Raw genomic sequence first — 18332 nt, forward strand, 5'->3', positions numbered from 1 at the left:
TCCTCTATCGGGCATCGGCCTTCGATCATCCCATGCTCGGCGCCGTGGCGCCAGCATCCTGCGGCGCCTCGCCGAGCTCGAGGATCCCTGCCGGCTCCCGCCGGAGGCGTGTCAGGGTGACCCGCACGCCGGTCCTTCGGAGGCGGGCGGCGATCGCCGTCGCGCGCTCGGCGTCGTCGGTCAGCGCGAAGATCGTGGATCCGGAACCGGTCAGGAGCGGCTCGCCCCCGGCATCCGAGACGTGCCGCATCAGGTCGCCCAGCTCGGGGCGCAGGCGCAGCGCGGGCGCCAGGAGGTCATTGGCGTGGGGCCGATCCGCGGCCAGGTCGGCTGGACGCAGCTCGCCGAAGACGGCCTCGGTCGACAGCCGGAAGGCTGGGTGGGCGAGGATGGCATTGGCTGGGGCAGGGCCACCCAGCGGCGTCACCACCTCGCCGATACCCGTCACGCGAGCGGCGGCGGCAGCGGCAGCGAAAAACGGCACGTCGGCGCCGAGGCGCGAGAGCGAGACCAGATCGGCCGGCGCGGCCACATCCGGCGCGCCCGAAGCCCTTCGACCAAGGCGCCAGGCCGCCGCGGCATCCGACGAGCCCCCGCCGAGCCCGGCGCCGGAAGGGATCCGCTTTTCGAGCGCCAGACAGACCTGGTCGGGTTGCGCGCCGGTGGCTGCGACGAGGCCGCGCCAGGCAAGGTTGCTGTGATCGGTGGGGATGTCATCGCCCGGCGCCGCCTCGACCCGCAGCCCCGGAGCTCCCGGCAGGAGCAGCAGCCGATCGGCGAGCTCAAGCAGCACCATCTCCGTCTCGAGCAGATGGAATCCATCCGGCCGCCGTCCCACCACCCGCAAGGACAGGTTCAGCTTGGCCGGAGCCTCGAGGCTGAGCGGCGTCAATCGTCGCCCGCCGTCGTCGTATCGAGAAGCGGTACGAGATGCCCGCGGAGGCAGTCCCACTCACCGAGGGCCAGGGTCTGCGCCCGGCGCTCCGAGTCGATGCCGCACGCCGCGAACGCGGTCTCTAACGCCGTCCGCGGCACGGGCAGCTCCCGTCCGAGCGCGTTGTGGAGCTGCTTGCGTCGCTGGCGGAAGCCCGCCTGGACCAGCCGATAGAACGGCTCTCGTCCCGGCCCCGCCGCGACCTGGGGCGTGGCGCGGCGGCGCAACCGGAGGATGGCGGAGTCGACCTCGGGAGGCGGCTCGAAGGCGGCGGCGTCCACGCGGCCGACGATCTCGGCATCGGTCACGTTCTGGACGAAGACCGACAGGTAGCTCATCTGGCCCGCGGCGGCCGCCACCCGCGCCGCCACCTCGGCCTGCACCAGGAGGACTGCCAGCTGCGGAGGCCGATCGCCCTCCAGGAAGGCATGCAGCAGCGGGCTGGTGATGTGGTACGGGATGTTGGCGACCAGCTTGAAGTCCTCGCCCGGGAAGCATTCGCGGGGATGGAGCGAGAGCGCATCGGCCTCGATCAGCTCGAATCCGGCGGCCCCGCTCAGCTCCCGCCGCAGGTACGCGGCCAGGCGCGGATCGAGCTCCACCGCCAGCACGGTTGCGCCAGCGGCCAGCAGGCGGCGGGTGAGCACCCCGAGCCCGGGCCCCACCTCCACCACCCGGTCCCCCGGCACCAGCTCGGCCGCGGCCACGATCGCGTCGAGGGCGGCGGCGTCGGTCAGGAAGTTCTGGCTGAGCGCCTTGCGCGGCCGCAGCCGCTCGGCGGCCAGGAGGCGGCGCAGCTGACCCGGCGTCGGCGGCACGAGCCGCTCGGGCGCAAGCGGGCCGCTCACGAGTCGGCCCACGCCAGCGAGAGGTTCGGAATCGCCTCGAGCGCCGGGCCGGCACGATCGCCGGCGAGGAAGCGGAAGCCGGCGGCGGCCCCGATCATCGCCCCGTTGTCGGTGCACCAGGCAGGCGGCGGCACGAGGAGCGGGAGGCCAAGGGCGTCGAGCCGGTCACGCAGGACGCTGCGCAGCGACGCATTGGCGGCTACCCCACCACCGATCGCCACCGCGGCCACGCCGTGCTCGTCCGCCGCGGCGACGGTCTTGGTCGCCAGAGCGTCGACGACCGCCTCCTCGAAGGCTGCCGCCAGGCCGTCGATCGGGATCGGGGCATTGCGAACCCGGTAGCCGGCGACCTCGCGCAGGACCGCCGTCTTCAGCCCCGAGAAGCTGAAGTCGTACGGGCCTACCGTGCGCGCTCGCGGGAAGCGGGTCGCCGCCGTCGCCCCCTCGGCGGCGGCGCTGATGGCCGGGCCGCCCGGGTACGGCAGGCCGAGCAGCCGCCCGACCTTGTCGAAGGCCTCGCCGGCGGCGTCATCGACGGTCTGACCCAGGAGCCGATACCGACCGTGATCGTGCATCAATACCAGCTGGGTATGCCCCCCGCTGACCACGAGGCAGAGCAGCGGGAACGGCGGCTCGGCGGGGAGTGGATCCTCGGCGGGCGCATCGGTCAGCCAGTTGGCGTAAATGTGGCCCTCGATATGGTTGATCCCGACCAGCGGCAGGTCGTGCACCACGGCCAGCGCCTTGGCCACGTTGACCCCGACCAGCAGCGAGCCGATCAGGCCGGGGCCATAGGTCACTGCCACCGCGTCGAGATCGTCCCAGTCGACACTGGCCTCGGCCATGGCGGCGCGAACGGTGGGCACGATCCAGCGCAGCTGCTGGCGCGCCGCCACCTCGGGCACGATGCCCCCGGTCTCGGCGTGCAGGGCGATCTGGGTCGCGACCTGGCTCGAGGCGATGCGCCTGCCTCCGCTCACGACCGCCACGCCGGTCTCGTCGCAGCTCGTCTCGATGGCGAGCACCCGCGGCCCACTCATCGGGCGTCGTCCTCCGAGGCCCGAGCCCGCTCGGCCGCCAGCACGGCCTGCATTGCCAGGCCGGCCAGATCGGGGGTGGTCATCACCAGCGCGTCCTCGCCGTCATCGCTGTAGTAGGCGACCCTGCGCCCGGTGACGTTGAAGCCGAACGACCCATACAGCCGCTGCGCGGGCTGGTTGCTGATCCGCACCTCCAGGGTCATGCGCGCCGACCCGAGCTCGATGGCCACCTCGGCGAGCTGGAGTAGGAGCCGTCGGCCGATCCCCCGCCGGCGATGATCGGGATGCACGCCGAAGGTGGTGATGTGCGCCTCATCGACCATCAGCCAGATGCCCCCAAAGGCGACCACGCGGTCCCCCAGGCGCGCCACCCGGTAGTGGGCCAGGCGATTCGCGGTCAGCTCCTGCTCGAACGCAAACGCAGGCCAGGGCGAGCTGAAGCTGAGCCGCTCGATCTCGAGGACCGCTGCGACATCGGCCATCCGCATCGGCCCAACCACCAGCGGCGCGCTCACGGCCATCGGCTCACCGCCTCCGAGGATGTGACACCCCTTGCGGCCCGGAGGTACCACGGCTCGAGTCGCGCCAGATCGTCCCCGCCCGGAACCAGGGAGAGCCGCGCCGCCGCCAGTCGCCCGACGGCAGCCGCGGCCTCGTGCGGTGGAAGCGTTCCGGACAGGCCGAAGGCCAGGGCAAGCTCGGATGGAGCCGCCAGCGGCGACCCGCCGACCAGAGCCCGGAGGTCGGATGCTGCGACGATCTGCGGCTCCGCGGTGCCGCGCGTGAGCAGGTAAGCGTCCTGCGCCCCGGCCCGGACGATCGCAGCCGCGGCGCGCGGCTCGGCCTCGAGCCAGGCCTCGAGGCTGGGGATGCCGACCACGGGCACGCGCAGGGCCAGGGCCATCCCCTTGGCCAGGCTCATCGATACGCGCAGGCCGGTGAACGAGCCGGGTCCCACGCCGACTGCGACCGCGGTCGCCTCGCGCAGGTCGCGCCCGGCGCGCGCCAGCAGGACCAGCAGGCGCGGCAACAGCTCGCTTGCCTGGCGTCCCTCGCCGGCCCAGCCGTCGGTGGCGAAGGCGACACCATCCCCTGCGGTCAGCGCGAGCGACGGATCGCTGGAGGCGCTCTCGATGGCGATGATCATGGCGTCGTCAGCGCGTCGTCGGCGAGCCGCAGGTGGGCGGCGCCGACCGCCCGCCAGCTGATGCGCCGCTGGTCGCTCCCGTCCGGCTCGGGCAGCAGGGTCAGCTCCAGTCGCTCGGCGGGCAGGCGATCGGCGAGCCGATCGGCCCACTCCACCACCGCCACCCCCGCGGCCTGTCGATCGTCGAACAGGCCGGCGGCGACCGCCTCCTCTGGATCGTCGAGGCGGTAGGCGTCGATATGGAAGAGCCGCAGCCGGCCGACATGCTCATTCATGAGCACGAACGTCGGGCTGTTGACCACGCTCGTCACCCCCAACCCTTCGGCCACCCCCTTGGCCAGCTCCGTCTTGCCGGCTCCCAACGGTCCGATGAGCGCCAGGAGGGCACCCGCGTGCGCATGCGAGCCGAGCGCGCGGCCGATCGCCCTCGTCTCCTGCGCCGCAGCCGTGCTCAGACTTCCCTGGCCTTGCATGGCGCGAAGGATACGGGAGCCGCCTCTCAGCGGCCTTCGGGCAGCACCGTGGCCTCGATGTTGGCCAGTGGGACCGGGGCAAGCCTGCCATCTTCGAAGCGCACGAGCGCCATGCGCGTCGGAATCCCCGATTGGGCAGCGTGCATCTCCTCCAGCACCGCGACCAGCACGCCACCCCGCCCCTGGAACGGGCGCCGATGGGCGATCACGCGATCCCCGACCCGGGCCAGCGCGCGACGCGTCGGCAGCGGAGCCGCGTCATACACGTAGAGGAGCGCATCGGCTCCGAAGAGGCTTGCGACCCGGCCGGCGTGCGTGCGGAACCATCCGAAGAGCTGGGGATCGATTCCGACCTTGCCGAACCCTTCCACCAGCAGGATTCCGAACGAGCCGGTCAGACCGCCCGCCTCGCGCCGGCGGCGCTGGATCGCCTCGAAGTCGCGCAGCTCCTTGTCCAGCACGCCGCCGAGCACGATGCCGGCCACCCCCATCGCCCGGGCCCGGGTCAGCGTCTCGGCCGAGGCTCGGGATCCGCCGACCAGGATCTTCCCCGTGGCGCCCGCGTCGATCGCGCCCGCCCGGAGCTCGTCGCCGGGATTCGGTACCCCGACCACCAGCTCTCCGTGCACGGCCTCGCCACTGCCCCCCACCCCGTGCAGCCGCGCCGCGGGGACCTCGATCACCAGCGACCCCTCCTCGACGGCGCGCACCCGACCGCGAACGTGCCCGATCACCGTCTCCTCGGCGGCGAGCGGAGCGAGGAGGAGCGTCCCATCGCGTCCCGAGGCCGCCAGCACCAGCCCGGCGACGGGGGCGAGCACCACGCCGCCACCCTCGACCAGCGCGAGCGGCTGCTCGGCCTCGACCCGCTCACCGGGCCGCACCACGAGCAGCTCCTCGATCTCGCCCGGCTGACGGTGGAGAGGGCGCGTGACGGGCACCCGGACCGGCGCCATCGCCCCGCGCCGCAGTCCGATGACCTCATCGGGCCTGATCTCGGCACCCACGCGCACGCTGACGGCCGTTCCCCGCGGCAGGTGGATGCGATGCAGTGACGCCTCGATCATGCCGCCCCCTCGCTCGGCGGCCGAACCTCGCGCTGGAAGGTGTCGCGCCATGCGCCGAGCACCGCCCGCCGATCGTCGCTGCGCCGCGGCAGGAGGAGCGGAGCGTCGCGCGCATCCAGCACCACCCCGACCGCGCCGCCGCTGACGGACGCCCGCAGGCGGCGGGTGCGGCGCGGTGCGCCGAGACTCACCCCGGGATCGAGCTCGATCTCGAGCTCGGCCACCTGCCCACGCGGCAGCGGCACTACCTCCAGCTGTCCGGGACGCACCTCGATCGGGCCGAGCGAGCGCCAGCCGACCCGATGCACCGTGACGCGCATCGAGAGATGGCCGGTGCGCCCGCCACGGGTGACGACCGCGGCGCCGAGCGGCGTCAGCAGGTCGTCGCGCAGGGTTCCGAGGCCCTCCACGATCTCGTCGTCGCGCAGTGCGCCGAGCGGCCCCAGCGCGCCGGCAGGATCGATGGCGACCTGCACGATGCCGATCGGGCGAATGCCGTCGAGCAGCATCTGCATCGCCTGGGCCGGCAGCGGCGCGCTGCCGATCGTGCGCCCCGAGCCGATCAGCAGGTCAACCCCCTCGGGCTGCGGACCATTGGCCGCCAGGTCGGCGAGCAGGTGCCGGGCGGCGCCGTGGACCACCGCCAGCTCCTCATCGGTCTGGGGGATCGATCCGGGGCGGGCGCGCAGGTTCTGGAGGGCATCCGCCACGGCCAGCTCGTCGAGCGCCAGGGGCAGGCTTCGGGCGATACGCGCGGGACCGCCCGGTGCCGTCAGGCTTGGCGATGCAAGCCCACCGAGCGCGACGACCCGGCTGTCGGCCATGCCGTTCTCGTCCGCGCTGGCCCAGGTCGCGTATCGGGCGCCGACGTCCACTCCGACCACGCGAAGGCGCGACGCACGGGCGAGCTCAGCCACCGCCCGACCGAATCCGATGGGCGCCAGCTGCCGCGCAGCCCCGCGCTCGACCAGGCGCTCGATCAGGCCGTCGAGATATCGGCGCAGGGGAAGCAGGTTCTCGCGGTCGGCAGAGGGACGGGGATTGGCGACCGCCCTCAGGACGCCCGGCTCAAAGAAGGCCCCGACCCGCTCGGTGAGGCCCGCCGAGCCCGCCCACACGACGGGCGATCGGCCGCCGCCGCGAGCCGCCGCCACGAGGCCGGCCACTTCGAGCGCGCCCTCACCCCCCTCCTCGTCGAAGCCCCCGGCGATGAGCCAGGCGTCGACCTCGGCGGACTGCAGCGCGGAGAGCCGCTCGACCACGGGTCGGCCGTCATCGACCGTCACGGCCTCGACAACCACCCAGCCGGCAGCCTCGGCCGCTCGACGCGCCGCATGGCCGGACAGCTCCGATGAGACGGCCGCGAGGGCGATGCGACCCGGCCGGGCAGGCGTGTGCACGGCGATGCGGGGCGCGTCCGCGAGGAGGGCCGCGATCCGCCTCGAGACGCGAGGATCGGCCGGGCCGGCCAGCCGAGCCGCCAGGGTGGCAATCAGCTCGTCCTCGTCCCAGGCGCTGGGTTGTGCGGCGTGCGCCGCGATCCTCCATCGGCCGAGCGCACGACCGACCACGGCCGCCTTCGTCCAGGCGGAGCCGATGTCGACCAGCAGCGACAACTCGGCCGTGGCGCGGCCGGGCTCACGCGCAGGGGCATCGGTCGTCATCGGAGGACAGTAAGCCAATCGCCGAGCAGGAATCCGACTCGGTCGACGAGCAGCGAGAGGCGACTGACGACGAGGAACCCGAGCCAGCCGCCGATTCCCCCGACCAGCAGCCATCGACCGACGATCGCTCCGCGAGTCGTCAGCCTCCCACGGGGAGTCCCATGCAGGAAGGCGAGCAGGACCAGCGAGGTGATGGCGAGCGAGACCACCTCACCCGCCAGGTCAGGCGAGGCTGCATTGGCCCTCGGCAGAGCGGCGGCGATCTGCGGCAGGACGGTGCCGACCACCGCGCCCCCCAGGGCAAAGGCGGCGATCCCGCCGACCAGGATCGCGGCCACGGGTGCCATGACCCGTCGGGGGAGCCACCGGGCACCGATCAGCATCGCCACCAGTACCAGGGCGGGAACCAGCAGCAGCCGGTCAGGAGGGCTCTCGATCAGGGGCACCGCCAATCGCGGCACCAGCACATCGCGGATCGCCAGCAGGACCAGGTACCCGGTCGCCAGGCCGGCGAGCAGGTGCTGCATCAGGACGAAGAGCCGCCGCCAGCCGACCAGGTAGGACCATACCGCAATGGTGGCGACGGCCGCCACCCAGGTCGCCACCGTCCCGCCAAGATCGGCGCCGGCGAAACCGTTCATGACGGCGCGCGGCCGCCCGCGGGGCGCCGGCCGCGGCGACCGAGGTGGCGGAACGCACTCTCGGCCAGGACCGCCAGCGCTGCGAGCATGCCGATCAGCATCGGCAGCGGGCCGGCGATCGGCCCGGGATTTGTTGGCGATCCCGCGGAGACCGCCTCGACGTACGCCACTCCCTCGCGCAGGGTGGCAAGAAGCGCGGTCAGCTGGCCCGACCGCAGGTAGGGCTCGAGCTCCGGATCGAGGAAGGTGGGAGCGATGGCCACCATCGACAGGTCGGGGAGGCGCGTCCCGACCTGCTCGACCCAGCTGCGCGCCGAGATGTCACTCCCCGACACGATCAGGACCATATCAAAGGCGCCGATGCCCCCACCCCGCGCGCGGATCGCATCGAAGGTCCCGCCCTCAGCCGCGGACGGGACGATCGACTCGATGCTGCGCACCAGGCCGGCCTCGGCGCCCGCGATGAACCCGAGGTCAGCGGGCGGCTGCTCCGTGCCGGCTCGAGCGATGCGCTCACGCTCCGCCGCGGCAATCGCGCGACCCTCCGGCGTGAAGCTGACGATGGCGAGCCGCGCATCATGGGCCGCCAGGTCGCCAACCGCGGCGCGGGTCGTCGCCCTGATCTCCGGGTAGGTCCCCAGGTCGGCGTCGAACGCGACCAGAACCAGTGCCCCGGACGGGAGCTCCCCGATCGCCCTCCGCAGCTGATCCACGTGCGATCGGTCCGGGCTTGCCAGGCGCAATCCGTCGGTGCTCGCGGAGAGCAGCGAAGCCACACCGAGCACGAGCAGCAGGAGCAGGGCCGGGCCAGCGCGGCGCAGCCGGGCGGCGGTCTCCGCGCTCACCAGGGTCGGCGAGACGCTATTCGTCATCGCCGTCAACGGCTATCAGCGTGCGGGCGGCGCTGACCGCGACCAGGATCCCGATGCCGATCAGCAGCCCGCGAAAGACGCCGGCGAGTGGGACGTCGCGCACCCACCCCGCACCCGCGGCCAGCCAGTCGCCGGCCTCGCCGCCCACCGGCAGCAGCAGGACGATGACGACGGCCGCGGCCCCGGCCATCAGTGTGGTCTCGCGGATGCGCAGTGCGAATCCACGCCGGAAGGCGGCGAGCAGGAAGATGAACAGGAGAGCGAAGACCGATGCCGCGATCGGTGCCAGCAGCGCCGCCACCAGCCACAGCACCGCCGGGTCGGAGCTCCCGCTCGATCCGGGACGCAGGCCGGCCACCAGGATCGAGGCCATCCCCAGCAGCAGAACGATCGAGGCCGTGGAATCGCCGTCCCCCGCCGAGAGGTTGCGAGCGTGGTGTGCCACCAGCGTGGCGCCGCCTCCCACCGCCGCGGCGGCGGCAAGCAGCACGAGCAGCTCATTGACCGCGCCCGCCGCACCGTGGAGCGAGGGGTTGACGATCATCAGGTCCAACAGGACCAGCAGCCCCGTCACCAGGACGATGCCGGCGATGATCGAGCGACGCATCGCGGTCAGCGTCCCGTCAGGAAGGCAGCGACCTGTGGCCCGCCGGCCCACGTGATCAGGGAGCCGATCAGCAGGAGCGCGACGGCGCTCCAGATCAGGCGATTCGCAGCCCGCACCGCGGTCCGCGATTGGCCGGCGGCGCCGATCTCGCCTGCCGCCTGGAAGAAGGCAGGCCCGACCAGGCTCCCGTCGCCATTGAGGAGCGGGCCGGCCACCTGGGAGCCGCTCGCCGTGGCGGCGAGGCTCCATTCGGCGTCACCGAGCACCCCGTCGAACACGAGCAGTGCATCCTCGCCGAGCCCGCCGGCGACAACGGCCACGCCGTGTGGCTGAGCCGTGGCGAGGGCGGAGGCGGCGGAGGTGGACCGACCCTCGCCGAGGTATTCCACCGCCGCCGCAGAGGCGCGCTCCGGCGTGGCCGTTCGCCGGTGCGCCCCCGCGAGCGTCGCCTGCGCGAGCAGCGCCGCGACCGGATCGTTCGTCGTCACCCGAAGCGGGACGCCGGCGCGTGCGGCCGCGTCCGCGACATGGCCGAGCAGCGGCAGCGCGGCGAGCGTCTGCAAGCGGTCGGTCGCGGATGCCGCTCGGCTCACGCCGGCGCTGCCCAGTGAAATCGTCGCGTCGGCGCCCGACTCGGCCGCGAGCGCCATCATCCGACCGACCCGCGCGAGTCCGCCAAGGTCCGAGCCGATCCACCGCGCACCGGGTCGAGCGACGAGCGACAGGAGCACGAGCAGCACCACCAGGATGGCGACCGTGGGAGCGGCGCCGAGGCGCATCGACGATGAGCCGATGGTGTCGGTCAGCAGACCGACCAGGTACGAGGCGAGCTCGCCGAGGTTGGGCATCTAGGGCGTTCGATCCGGGCGCCCACCGGCCAGCCTGGCGGCGATGCGGTCGTAGGTGGCCGAGTCGTCCAGGGCCTGCCGCAGCAGGCCGAAGCGGCGCGCGCCCAGCAGCGGGTTCAGGAGCGGGCCAAGGAAGATGACACCCTGTCGAAGGAGCGGCAGGAGGGGCCGATGGGCATCCATCAGGATGGCGGCTGGCCCTCCGACTCCGCGTCGTTCGAGCTCATCGGCGAGGGCGTCGGCCCGCTTCACGCTGCACCCTCCCTGCGTCATGGTCGCTCGCTCGACGACCTCACCCGGCGTTCGCGGCTGCCTCCGGCAGATGCACGCGCGGGAGGCGGTCACGGAGGGCGGTCGTCACTTCGTAGTTGATGGTGCGTCGCTGCGCGGCGACCTCATCGGCGTCGATGCGGGCACGCATCTGCTCGCCGATCAGGACGAACTCGTCGGCGTAGGTTACATCATCAAGATCGCCCAGATCGACGGTGATGCCGTCCATGCTCACGGCGCCGACGACCGGGCGACGAACGCCGCGCACCAGCACCCAGCCGTTGTTGGCGTGGGCGCGCGGCCACCCGTCGCCATACCCCATCCCGAGGGTGGCGATGCGTGTCGCGCGCTCGGCTCGGAAACGCAGTCCGTAGCCGATCCCCTCTCCGGCGGCAAGATTGAAGATCCGCAATGGAAGCGCCTTGAGTGAGAGGACGGGCTGCAGACCCAGCTCACGGCCAGCTGCCCAGACGGGAGCCATGCCGTACAGTCCGAGGCCGGGGCGAATCGCGTCGCCGAACGTGCCCGATCCGGCCAGCACGCCCCCGGTGGCTGCCAGGTGAACGATTCCCGGATCGACGCCTGCCGATCGCATGGCGTCGAGCGCCTGGGCCAGGCGCAGAACCTGAACGTCGGTATACGCCTCGTCCTCACCGGGGACCGCCAGGTGGCTGAAGGTGCCACTCAGGTGCAGCTGCCGGCTGCGCGTGATGCGCAGCGCCAGCTCGACCGCCACTCCCGGATCGCTCCCCTGCCGCCCGAGCCCGGAGTCGATCTTGAGCTGCACCGATGACCGCCGCCCGAGCGCCGCGGCCGCCCGTTCGAGCAGCTCGATCCCCGCCTCGTCGTAGACGACCGGCTCAAGGTCGGCGGCGACGGCCCGCTCGGCCTCGGGAGCTCCCAGCGCCCACAGGACGAGGATGGGGGCCTCGATGCCGGCATTCCTCAGCTGGAGCGCCTCCCCGAGCGTGGCCACGGCGAGGCGCTCCACTCCGTGGTCCAGCAACGTGCGGGATACCGCGATCGCCCCGTGGCCGTAGGCATTGGCCTTGACCACCGCGATCACGCTCATCTGATCCCCGGCGAGGCGACGAAGCGCTACGAGGTTGCCGACCAGGGCGTCGTGATCGACCTCGATCCAGGCGCGGTGCGGGCTGCGCGCCGGCGCGAGGCTCATCGGCCCCGGCCGCCGCGAAGCTGCTGCATCGCCGTCGGCAGCAGGTTGGCGATGTCGCGCGCCACCACCCCGGATTGGCCAATCCGATCCTCGGCCAGCAGCCCGGCGGCGCCGTGCACCGCCACCCCGCATCCGGCCGCGTCGAATGGATCCAGCCCGGCCGCCAGAAACGCGCCGATCGCGCCGGCCAGCACATCGCCGCTGCCTGCCGTGGCGAGCGCCGGCGTGGCGATGTCGGAACGCAGGAGGCCGCCGGTCGGTGACCCGATCACGGTGTATGCGCCCTTCAGCACCACGACCTGGCCCCAGCTCGCCGCCGCCTCGCGAGCCGCCTCGGCGCGCTGTGCATCGTCATCGGCGAGCGACTCCGCCTCCGGCACCCGCATCAGGCGGGCGAACTCACCGGGGTGCGGGGTGAGGACCAGCGGCGCGCGGACCGACTGCCACCAGCGCTGGACCTCCGCCAGAGCGGTGAGCCCATCGGCGTCGATCACGGCAGGACGGCGCAGCTCGCTGATGAAGGTGCGTGCCCGGCGCAGGGTGGCCGGCTGCCGGCCGAGCCCTGGACCGACGACGAGGGCGTCATAGGTCGGAGCCTCAGCGGCCAGGCGACGCCAGCCACCCGGGGCGGTCAGGCCCGGCGCCTCCTCGGGCAGCAGCATGGAGGTCAGCTCAGGGACGAGCCCCATCAGCCGGGTGCCCACCGCCTCCGGCGTGGCCAGGCACGCGAGGCCGACGCCCGTGCGAATGGCCCCGAGCCCGGCCAGGAGAGCTGCGCCTGCGTACTCCAGGGAGCCGGCGACGATGAGCAGCCTCCCGAATGTGCCCTTGTGTGCACGTGGTGGCCGGGCCGGGAGGCTCCTGGCGACCCACTCCTGGGTCAGGCCCACGACCTCCATCGGCCTAGGCGTCCGGTGCGCGATGCGCGACCGCCACCGCCACCGCTATGTGCCGCTCGTGCGAAATGCTCACCGTCACGTCTTCGAGCCCGAGCGCCGCCGCGCGGGCCGCGGCCCGAGCGTGGAGGTAGACCTGTGGCGCGCCGGCCCAGTTGGGCAGGATCTCGATCTCCCGCCAGCCGACGCCGCGAACGCCCAGGCCCAGCACCTTGCTGATCGCCTCCTTGGCGGCCCAGCGGCCGGCGATTCGCTCGGCCCGCGCCCCACAGTAGCGAGCCTCGCCGTCGGTCAGGACGCGCTCACGGAACCGATCGGGAAAGCGGCCAAGGGTCGAGATGATGCGGTCGATGTCGATCAGGTCGACACCGATCTCGTGGCGGCTCATCGCGGCAGTGCGGCTGCGGCTATTCGACCGTGACCGACTTCGCCAGGTTGCGGGGCTGGTCGACGTCCGCGCCGCGCGCGACGGCCACCTCGTAGGCAAGCAGCTGGAGGGGCACGATCGCGATCACCGGCGCCATCTCTTCGGGCGTCTCCGGGATGTACAGCACGTCCTGCGCGTATCGATCGATCATCTCGTCCCCGATCGTCGCGACCGCCACCACAGGCGCCTCGCGGGCGTGCACCTCGGCGACGTTGCTGACCACCTTGTCGTAGGTGGCGCTCTTGTTCGCAATCGCCACCAGCGGGGTGTGGGGGTCGAGCAGCGCGATCGGGCCGTGCTTCAGCTCGCCGGCCGCATACCCCTCGGCGTGAACGTAGGAAAGCTCCTTGAGCTTCAGCGCACCCTCCATGGCGACAGGGAATCCGAGCGCTCGACCGACGAACATCACGTCGCGCACGCCGCCCCAGCGCCTGGCCAGCTTCTTCACCTGCGGAGCGAGCTTGAGGACCTCGGCCGCCTGGCCGGGGAGGTCACGCAAGGCCAGCCCGAACGAGCGGCGCCGCCGGTCGCTCAGCGTGCCGCGCAGCTGCGCCAGGTGGAGGGCGATCATCTCGAGCACCACAACCTGGGTCACGAACGCCTTGGTCGACGCGACGGCCACCTCGGGCCCGGCCTGCAGGTAGCAGACCGCATCCGCCTCTCGGGTGAGCGCGCTGCCGACCACGTTGGTGACGACCACGATCACCGCACCTCGCTCCGAGGCGAGCTTCTGCGGCGCCAGGGTGTCGGCCGTCTCACCCGACTGGCTGACGCTGATGACGAGCGTTCGGTCATCGATGGGGGGCGGCGAGTAGCGCATCTCGGAGCCGATCTGTCCATTCGCCGGCAGCCCCGCCCAGCTCTGGATGAGGTGCGCCCCAACCTCGCCCGCGTAGCGTGCCGTCCCGCAGCCGACCACGTACACCCGCTCGACACGACGCAGCTTGTCCTCGATCGCATCCAGCTCGGCAAGCTTCACGTTGCCGGCCTGGTCGACTCGGCCGCGCAGGGCCTCACCGATGGCGTGCGGTTGCTCGTAGATCTCCTTGAGGGTGAAGTGCGGGAAGCCACCCTTCTCGGCAGCAGCGATGTTCCACCGGATCCTGGTGACCGGGCGCTCGACGCGGACGCCGTCCATGCCGATGATGGTGACCCCCTCCGGCGTCACGTCCGCGATGTCGCCCTCCTCCAGGATGACGACGTTCTTGGTGTGCTCCAGGATCGCCGGCACGTCGCTCGCCAGGAACGCCTCGCCGGTTCCGAGCCCGACGATCAGCGGCACGTTCATGCGAGCCCCAATGATCCGGTTGGGCTGGTCAAGGTGCATCACCCCGATCGCGTACGCACCGCGCACCTCGCCCAGCGCATCCCGAACCGCTTCGAGCAGGTCGCCCTGGTAACGCTCCTCGATCAGGTGCGCCAGGACCTCGGTGTCGGTCTCCGAGGTGAAGCGATGGCCGCCGGCCAGCAGCCGCTCCTTGATCTCGGCGTAGTTCTCGATGATCCCGTTGTGGATCAGGGCCAGGCGACCGCTGCAGTCGCGATGCGGGTGGGCGTTGGCGTCATTCGGGCGGCCGTGGGTAGCCCAGCGGGTGTGGGCGATGCCGGGGTGCCCGGCGGGAGCGTCGCCGTTGAGGTGTTCGGTCAGGTTGGAGAGCTTCCCCGCCTTCTTCTCGACGAACATCTCACCGGCGTCGGTGAGGATCGCCAACCCGGCCGAGTCGTAGCCCCGGTACTCGAGCCGACGCAGCCCCTCCAGCAGGATCGGCGCCGCGTCACGCGGGCCGACGTACCCGACGATGCCGCACATGACTTCTGGTGACTCCTAGTTCAATCTGGCATGCGCGAGCTCGGACAGCTCCCGCGCGATCTGGTTGATCTCGTCCGCGTCCTCGCCCTCGACCATGATCCGGATCTTTGGCTCTGTCCCGGAGGGTCGCACCAGGATCCTTCCACGCGCGCCGAGACGGGCGTCGGCCTCTGCCACCGCGACCGCGAACTCCGGATCAACCTCCCACTGGTCCCGATGGCGGACGGCCGAGTTTATCACCACCTGCGGCAGCATCTGGATCTGGGCAGCCGCCTCCGCGAGCGTGGCGCCGGTATCGCGCAGGGTTCGGAGCAGCTGGATGCCGGTGAGGATCCCATCCCCGGTCACGGCCAGGTCGCGGAAGATGATGTGGCCCGATTGCTCGCCGCCGAGTGACGCGTCGGACCGCTCCATCGCCTCGAAGACATGGCGATCGCCGACCGGGGTCCTGATCACGCGCCCTCCGGCGGCGGCGACGGCGCGGTCGAGGCCGCCGTTGCTCATGATGGTCGTGACCAGGATCCGGTTGCGCAGCGCCCCTTCGGCCAGGCGCGCCAGGGCGCAGATGCCCATCACCCCGTCGCCATCGACGACCGAGCCACGTTCATCGACAGCGATCAGCCGGTCCGCGTCGCCGTCGAATGCCATCCCCATCTCGAGGCCCTCGGCCAGCACCGCGGCGGCCAGCGCCTGCGGCTGGGTCGAGCCGGAGTCGAGGTTGATGTTCGTCCCGTCGGGGGATGCCGACAGCACGGTGACGCTCGCCCCCAGCTCCCGGAGCAGGTCGGGAGCGATCGCCGCAGCCGAGCCATTGGCGCAGTCGATCCCGATCCGCCTTCCGCGCAGCAGATCGCCCGCCTCCGCCATCAGTGAGGCGCGGTAGGCTTCGATCGGCCGTGGGTCACGCGTGATCCGCCCGATCTGCCGATTGGGCATCCCGGGAAGTGACTCGGCCTGGAAGAGGAGGTGCTCGATCTCCTCCTCGACCTCGTCGTCGATCTTGCGTCCGCCCGAGAGCACCTTCAACCCGTTGTCATCTGCCGGGTTGTGGGACGCGGAGACCATGATCCCCGCGGCGTACTCACCGCTCGCGGCGGCGTGCGCCAGGCACGGCGTGGTCACCACCCCGAGCTGAATGGCGTCCGCCCCGACCGAGGTCAGGCCCGACGAGACGGCGGCGACCAGCATGTCTCCCGACCGGCGGGTGTCCTGCCCGATCACCACGCGACGCCCGAATGCCTCGAGCAGATGCCCGACGGCGCGGCCCAGGTCGTAGGCGAGGGTCGGCGTCAGGTCGACATTGGCGACGCCGCGGATTCCGTCCGTTCCGAAAAGACGACCCATCAGGGCGCAGGCGTCGCCGGCGGAACGATCGTGACCGTGACCGAGATCGGCGAGATGGTGACGAGGGTCACCCCCTGGGGGAGGGTCACGGTCGGCTGGACCAGGTGATCCCCCGGGCCGAGCCCCGTGACATTGAGGGTCGCGGTCAGCTCGCCAGGGTCAATTGCATCGAGGTCCGAGACCGTTCCGCTCACGGTGCCGGCAACCTCCTGGATCTGGGGCAGGCAGGCGCTTCCCGAAGGAGCCCCGGCACACACCAGGCCGAGCAGCAGCGTTCGGGTGGCGATCGTCTCGCGAATCTGGACAACGATGGTCGGCTCGGACGCCGCGGGATCCGCGAGCCGCACTCCCTCGGGCAGGACCAGCGTGCCGGTCGCCCGCAGGGTGGAATTGCTGTCCGACAGGCTGATCGGCTCGGTCAGCACCTCACCGATGGTCGCCAGCACCTCGGGTCCGCCGCGCAGCGTCACCACCGATGGGTCGGCGGTCACGGTGCCGACCTCGAAGCCCGCCGCCGGCGCCCCGATCAGCAGGGGACGAATCGGCACCGTGCGGCTGGTCTCGACCGTGTTGACCTCGATCTGGATTCGCACCGTGGACGGGTTCAGCTCCACCGATTCCACCCGACGCCCATCGATGTCGACCGGCACCAGGTCGACCTGGCCGCAGCAGTCGATTCCGGAGGGGTCGATGCGGACCGTGGCGAGCGCACGGTCGACTCGGTCCAGCAGGCTCTGCGGGCCGCTGGCCGTGACCTCCTGCACGCTCAGCTGCGCCGAGCTGATCTCCAGGCCCGCTGGCACGTCACCGGAATCGACCGCGATGCGGACCTGCACCTGGTCGAGGCGGTCGAGCGCCACCGAGACCGCATTCGGCGTGAAGCTGAGCACTTCCACGCCGTCGCTCAGGGGACGGACCTGGATCTTGAGCGACTGCACCTGCGGCGCCTGGGACATGTCGTAGGTCGCCAGGTCGATGGTGACGGCGAACGACTCGGCCGTCACGGTGGCCGGCGGGTCGGTGGCGCTGCGGTACTTGATGTCGACCGTCCCGAGCTGCTGCGTGAGCAGGTACGTCCCCTCCGGCTGGGCGAGAGCCGTGACCGAGACGCCGGGGAAGGTCTTGTCGCTGAACGAGCCCGAGAAGACCAGGCCCGTATACAGGATCGTGGCCAGGGCCACGGCGCCCAGCTTCAGGGCCCAGTTGCGAAAGAGCCAGCCCATCTACAGGCGCTTCGGGGAGGGAGCGGCGGCGGCCGGCTCGGGCGGCTCCGCTGCGCCGCCGGAGATCATCGGCTTGTCGTCGCCCGTCGCCTCGACGACCCGCGCATCAGGATCGATGGGCGGCTCCGCGTCCGGGGTAGCGACCCCCCAGCGGCCCTCCAGCGAGCGCCGCAGGAGCGGGGCCTGCCGACGGGGAGCCTGTGGGCGGATCAGGTTGAGGATCCGCCTGCGCAGCTGCTCCTCGGTCAGATTGCGCTCGATCCGGCCGCGCATCACGAGGGAGATCGACCCGGTCTCCTCGGAGACGACCACCACGATCGCGTCCGATTGCTCGCTGATCCCGATGGCCGCCCGGTGGCGCGTGCCGTAGCGCTCGGAGTCGAGCACATTCTGGGAGAGTGGCAGCAGGACCCCGGCCGCCAGGATCCGATCGCCGGAGACGATCACCGCGCCGTCATGCAGCGCCGTCCCGTGATAGAAGAGGGTCGCGAGCAGCTCGGCTCGCAGGTCGGCGTGCAGGAGCACCCCGGACTCGGCGGCGAGATCGGCGAGTCCCGTTTCGCGCTCGAGCACGATCAGCGCACCGTGCCGCGAGCCTGCCAACAGGCGCGCTGCCCGGCTGATCTCGCGGGCCACCCGCTCGGCCTCTGCGATGTCACTGCTCACGAAGAACCGATTGAACGAGCCGAAGCGGCCGATCTGCTCGAGAGCACGCCGCAGCTCCGGCTGGAAAACGACGACGATCGCGAAGAGACCGACCACCGCGCCTGTCTGCAGGAGCGTCGACAGGAGCCGCAGGTCACTCGCCTCCGCCACGAGGTAGACCAGGTACAGGATCGAAAGGCCGATCACGATCCGGACCGCTCGTGTGCCGCGGATCAGGATGAAGACCCAGTAGATGACGATCGCAACCAGCAGGATGTCGACGACCGACGTCCAGCTGCCGAGCAGATAGAGCCTGAGGAAGTCAGCGATGGAGTCCAACAAGGGGACCGATGATACCAAAGGGCCCCGGACTCCCCCTTCCGCGCCACTCGGTATACC

General features: G+C 71.8%; 20 protein-coding genes. All 20 read right to left on the reverse strand.

The genetic code is table 11. The features are described from left to right. Nucleotides 1-25: 25 nt before the first annotated feature. Genes WEB29_07325 through cdaA form a run of 20 tightly spaced genes read right to left on the reverse strand, consistent with a single transcriptional unit; the run spans nt 26 to nt 18272 of the window. Nucleotides 26-892: a 4-(cytidine 5'-diphospho)-2-C-methyl-D-erythritol kinase gene (locus tag WEB29_07325; GenBank protein ID MEX2136750.1), complete on the reverse strand. Its 867-nt coding sequence runs from the start codon at nt 890-892 to the stop codon at nt 26-28. Continuing rightward, nucleotides 889-1782, reverse strand: a complete 894-nt coding sequence (gene rsmA, locus WEB29_07330; GenBank protein ID MEX2136751.1) for a 16S rRNA (adenine(1518)-N(6)/adenine(1519)-N(6))-dimethyltransferase RsmA — start codon at nt 1780-1782, stop codon at nt 889-891. Before rsmA ends, WEB29_07325 begins: the two co-directional genes overlap by 4 nt. Continuing rightward, complete coding sequence (gene tsaD / locus WEB29_07335) at nt 1779-2822, reverse strand: tRNA (adenosine(37)-N6)-threonylcarbamoyltransferase complex transferase subunit TsaD (protein MEX2136752.1); 1044 nt, start codon at nt 2820-2822, stop codon at nt 1779-1781. Before tsaD ends, rsmA begins: the two co-directional genes overlap by 4 nt. Then, nucleotides 2819-3343 carry a ribosomal protein S18-alanine N-acetyltransferase gene (gene rimI, locus WEB29_07340; protein ID MEX2136753.1) on the reverse strand — a complete coding sequence of 175 codons (525 nt, stop codon included), beginning with the start codon at nt 3341-3343 and terminating at the stop codon, nt 2819-2821. The genes tsaD and rimI overlap by 4 nt, the downstream gene beginning before the upstream one ends. Further along, nucleotides 3334-3969, reverse strand: coding sequence for a tRNA (adenosine(37)-N6)-threonylcarbamoyltransferase complex dimerization subunit type 1 TsaB (gene tsaB, locus WEB29_07345; GenBank protein MEX2136754.1), 636 nt, complete (start codon nt 3967-3969; stop codon nt 3334-3336). The genes rimI and tsaB overlap by 10 nt, the downstream gene beginning before the upstream one ends. Continuing rightward, a complete protein-coding gene (tsaE, locus tag WEB29_07350) occupies nt 3966-4442 on the reverse strand; it encodes a tRNA (adenosine(37)-N6)-threonylcarbamoyltransferase complex ATPase subunit type 1 TsaE (protein MEX2136755.1) in 477 nt (158 codons plus the stop codon). The genes tsaB and tsaE overlap by 4 nt, the downstream gene beginning before the upstream one ends. Before the next feature lie 26 nt (nt 4443-4468). Continuing rightward, entirely contained in the window at nt 4469-5509 is a 1041-nt protein-coding gene (locus WEB29_07355; GenBank protein MEX2136756.1) for a hypothetical protein, read from the reverse strand. Then, a complete protein-coding gene (locus tag WEB29_07360; GenBank protein MEX2136757.1) occupies nt 5506-7173 on the reverse strand; it encodes a glutamate mutase L in 1668 nt (555 codons plus the stop codon). Before WEB29_07360 ends, WEB29_07355 begins: the two co-directional genes overlap by 4 nt. Continuing rightward, the gene (locus WEB29_07365) at nt 7170-7814 is read right to left on the reverse strand and encodes a hypothetical protein (protein ID MEX2136758.1); all 645 of its coding nucleotides are present in this window, start codon (nt 7812-7814) and stop codon (nt 7170-7172) included. Before WEB29_07365 ends, WEB29_07360 begins: the two co-directional genes overlap by 4 nt. Continuing rightward, complete coding sequence (locus WEB29_07370; GenBank protein MEX2136759.1) at nt 7811-8686, reverse strand: hypothetical protein; 876 nt, start codon at nt 8684-8686, stop codon at nt 7811-7813. The genes WEB29_07365 and WEB29_07370 overlap by 4 nt, the downstream gene beginning before the upstream one ends. Continuing rightward, complete coding sequence (locus WEB29_07375; protein ID MEX2136760.1) at nt 8676-9293, reverse strand: hypothetical protein; 618 nt, start codon at nt 9291-9293, stop codon at nt 8676-8678. The genes WEB29_07370 and WEB29_07375 overlap by 11 nt, the downstream gene beginning before the upstream one ends. Nucleotides 9294-9298: 5 nt before the next feature. After that, nucleotides 9299-10141, reverse strand: a complete 843-nt coding sequence (locus WEB29_07380) for a DUF6754 domain-containing protein (GenBank protein MEX2136761.1) — start codon at nt 10139-10141, stop codon at nt 9299-9301. Then, the gene (locus tag WEB29_07385) at nt 10142-10393 is read right to left on the reverse strand and encodes a hypothetical protein (GenBank protein MEX2136762.1); all 252 of its coding nucleotides are present in this window, start codon (nt 10391-10393) and stop codon (nt 10142-10144) included. It abuts the gene before it with no gap. A 40-nt stretch (nt 10394-10433) separates the two neighbouring features. Next, nucleotides 10434-11588: an alanine racemase gene (gene alr, locus WEB29_07390; protein ID MEX2136763.1), complete on the reverse strand. Its 1155-nt coding sequence runs from the start codon at nt 11586-11588 to the stop codon at nt 10434-10436. After that, nucleotides 11585-12487, reverse strand: a complete 903-nt coding sequence (locus WEB29_07395) for an NAD(P)H-hydrate dehydratase (GenBank protein MEX2136764.1) — start codon at nt 12485-12487, stop codon at nt 11585-11587. Before WEB29_07395 ends, alr begins: the two co-directional genes overlap by 4 nt. 4 nt (nt 12488-12491) lie before the next feature. Next, entirely contained in the window at nt 12492-12872 is a 381-nt protein-coding gene (acpS, locus tag WEB29_07400) for a holo-ACP synthase (protein ID MEX2136765.1), read from the reverse strand. A 19-nt stretch (nt 12873-12891) separates the two neighbouring features. After that, nucleotides 12892-14721: a glutamine--fructose-6-phosphate transaminase (isomerizing) gene (gene glmS / locus WEB29_07405; protein ID MEX2136766.1), complete on the reverse strand. Its 1830-nt coding sequence runs from the start codon at nt 14719-14721 to the stop codon at nt 12892-12894. Nucleotides 14722-14736: 15 nt separating this feature from the next. Further along, a complete protein-coding gene (gene glmM, locus WEB29_07410) occupies nt 14737-16065 on the reverse strand; it encodes a phosphoglucosamine mutase (GenBank protein ID MEX2136767.1) in 1329 nt (442 codons plus the stop codon). Beyond that, nucleotides 16065-17288, reverse strand: a complete 1224-nt coding sequence (locus WEB29_07415; protein MEX2136768.1) for a CdaR family protein — start codon at nt 17286-17288, stop codon at nt 16065-16067. The genes glmM and WEB29_07415 overlap by 1 nt, the downstream gene beginning before the upstream one ends. Further along, on the reverse strand, nt 17289-18272 hold the full coding sequence (gene cdaA / locus WEB29_07420; GenBank protein MEX2136769.1) for a diadenylate cyclase CdaA: 984 nt from the start codon (nt 18270-18272) through the stop codon (nt 17289-17291). It lies immediately after the preceding gene. Nucleotides 18273-18332: the final 60 nt, after the last annotated feature.

Source organism: Chloroflexota bacterium (genome assembly GCA_040902225.1).
Taxonomy (GTDB): Bacteria; Chloroflexota; Limnocylindria; order QHBO01; family QHBO01; genus CF-167.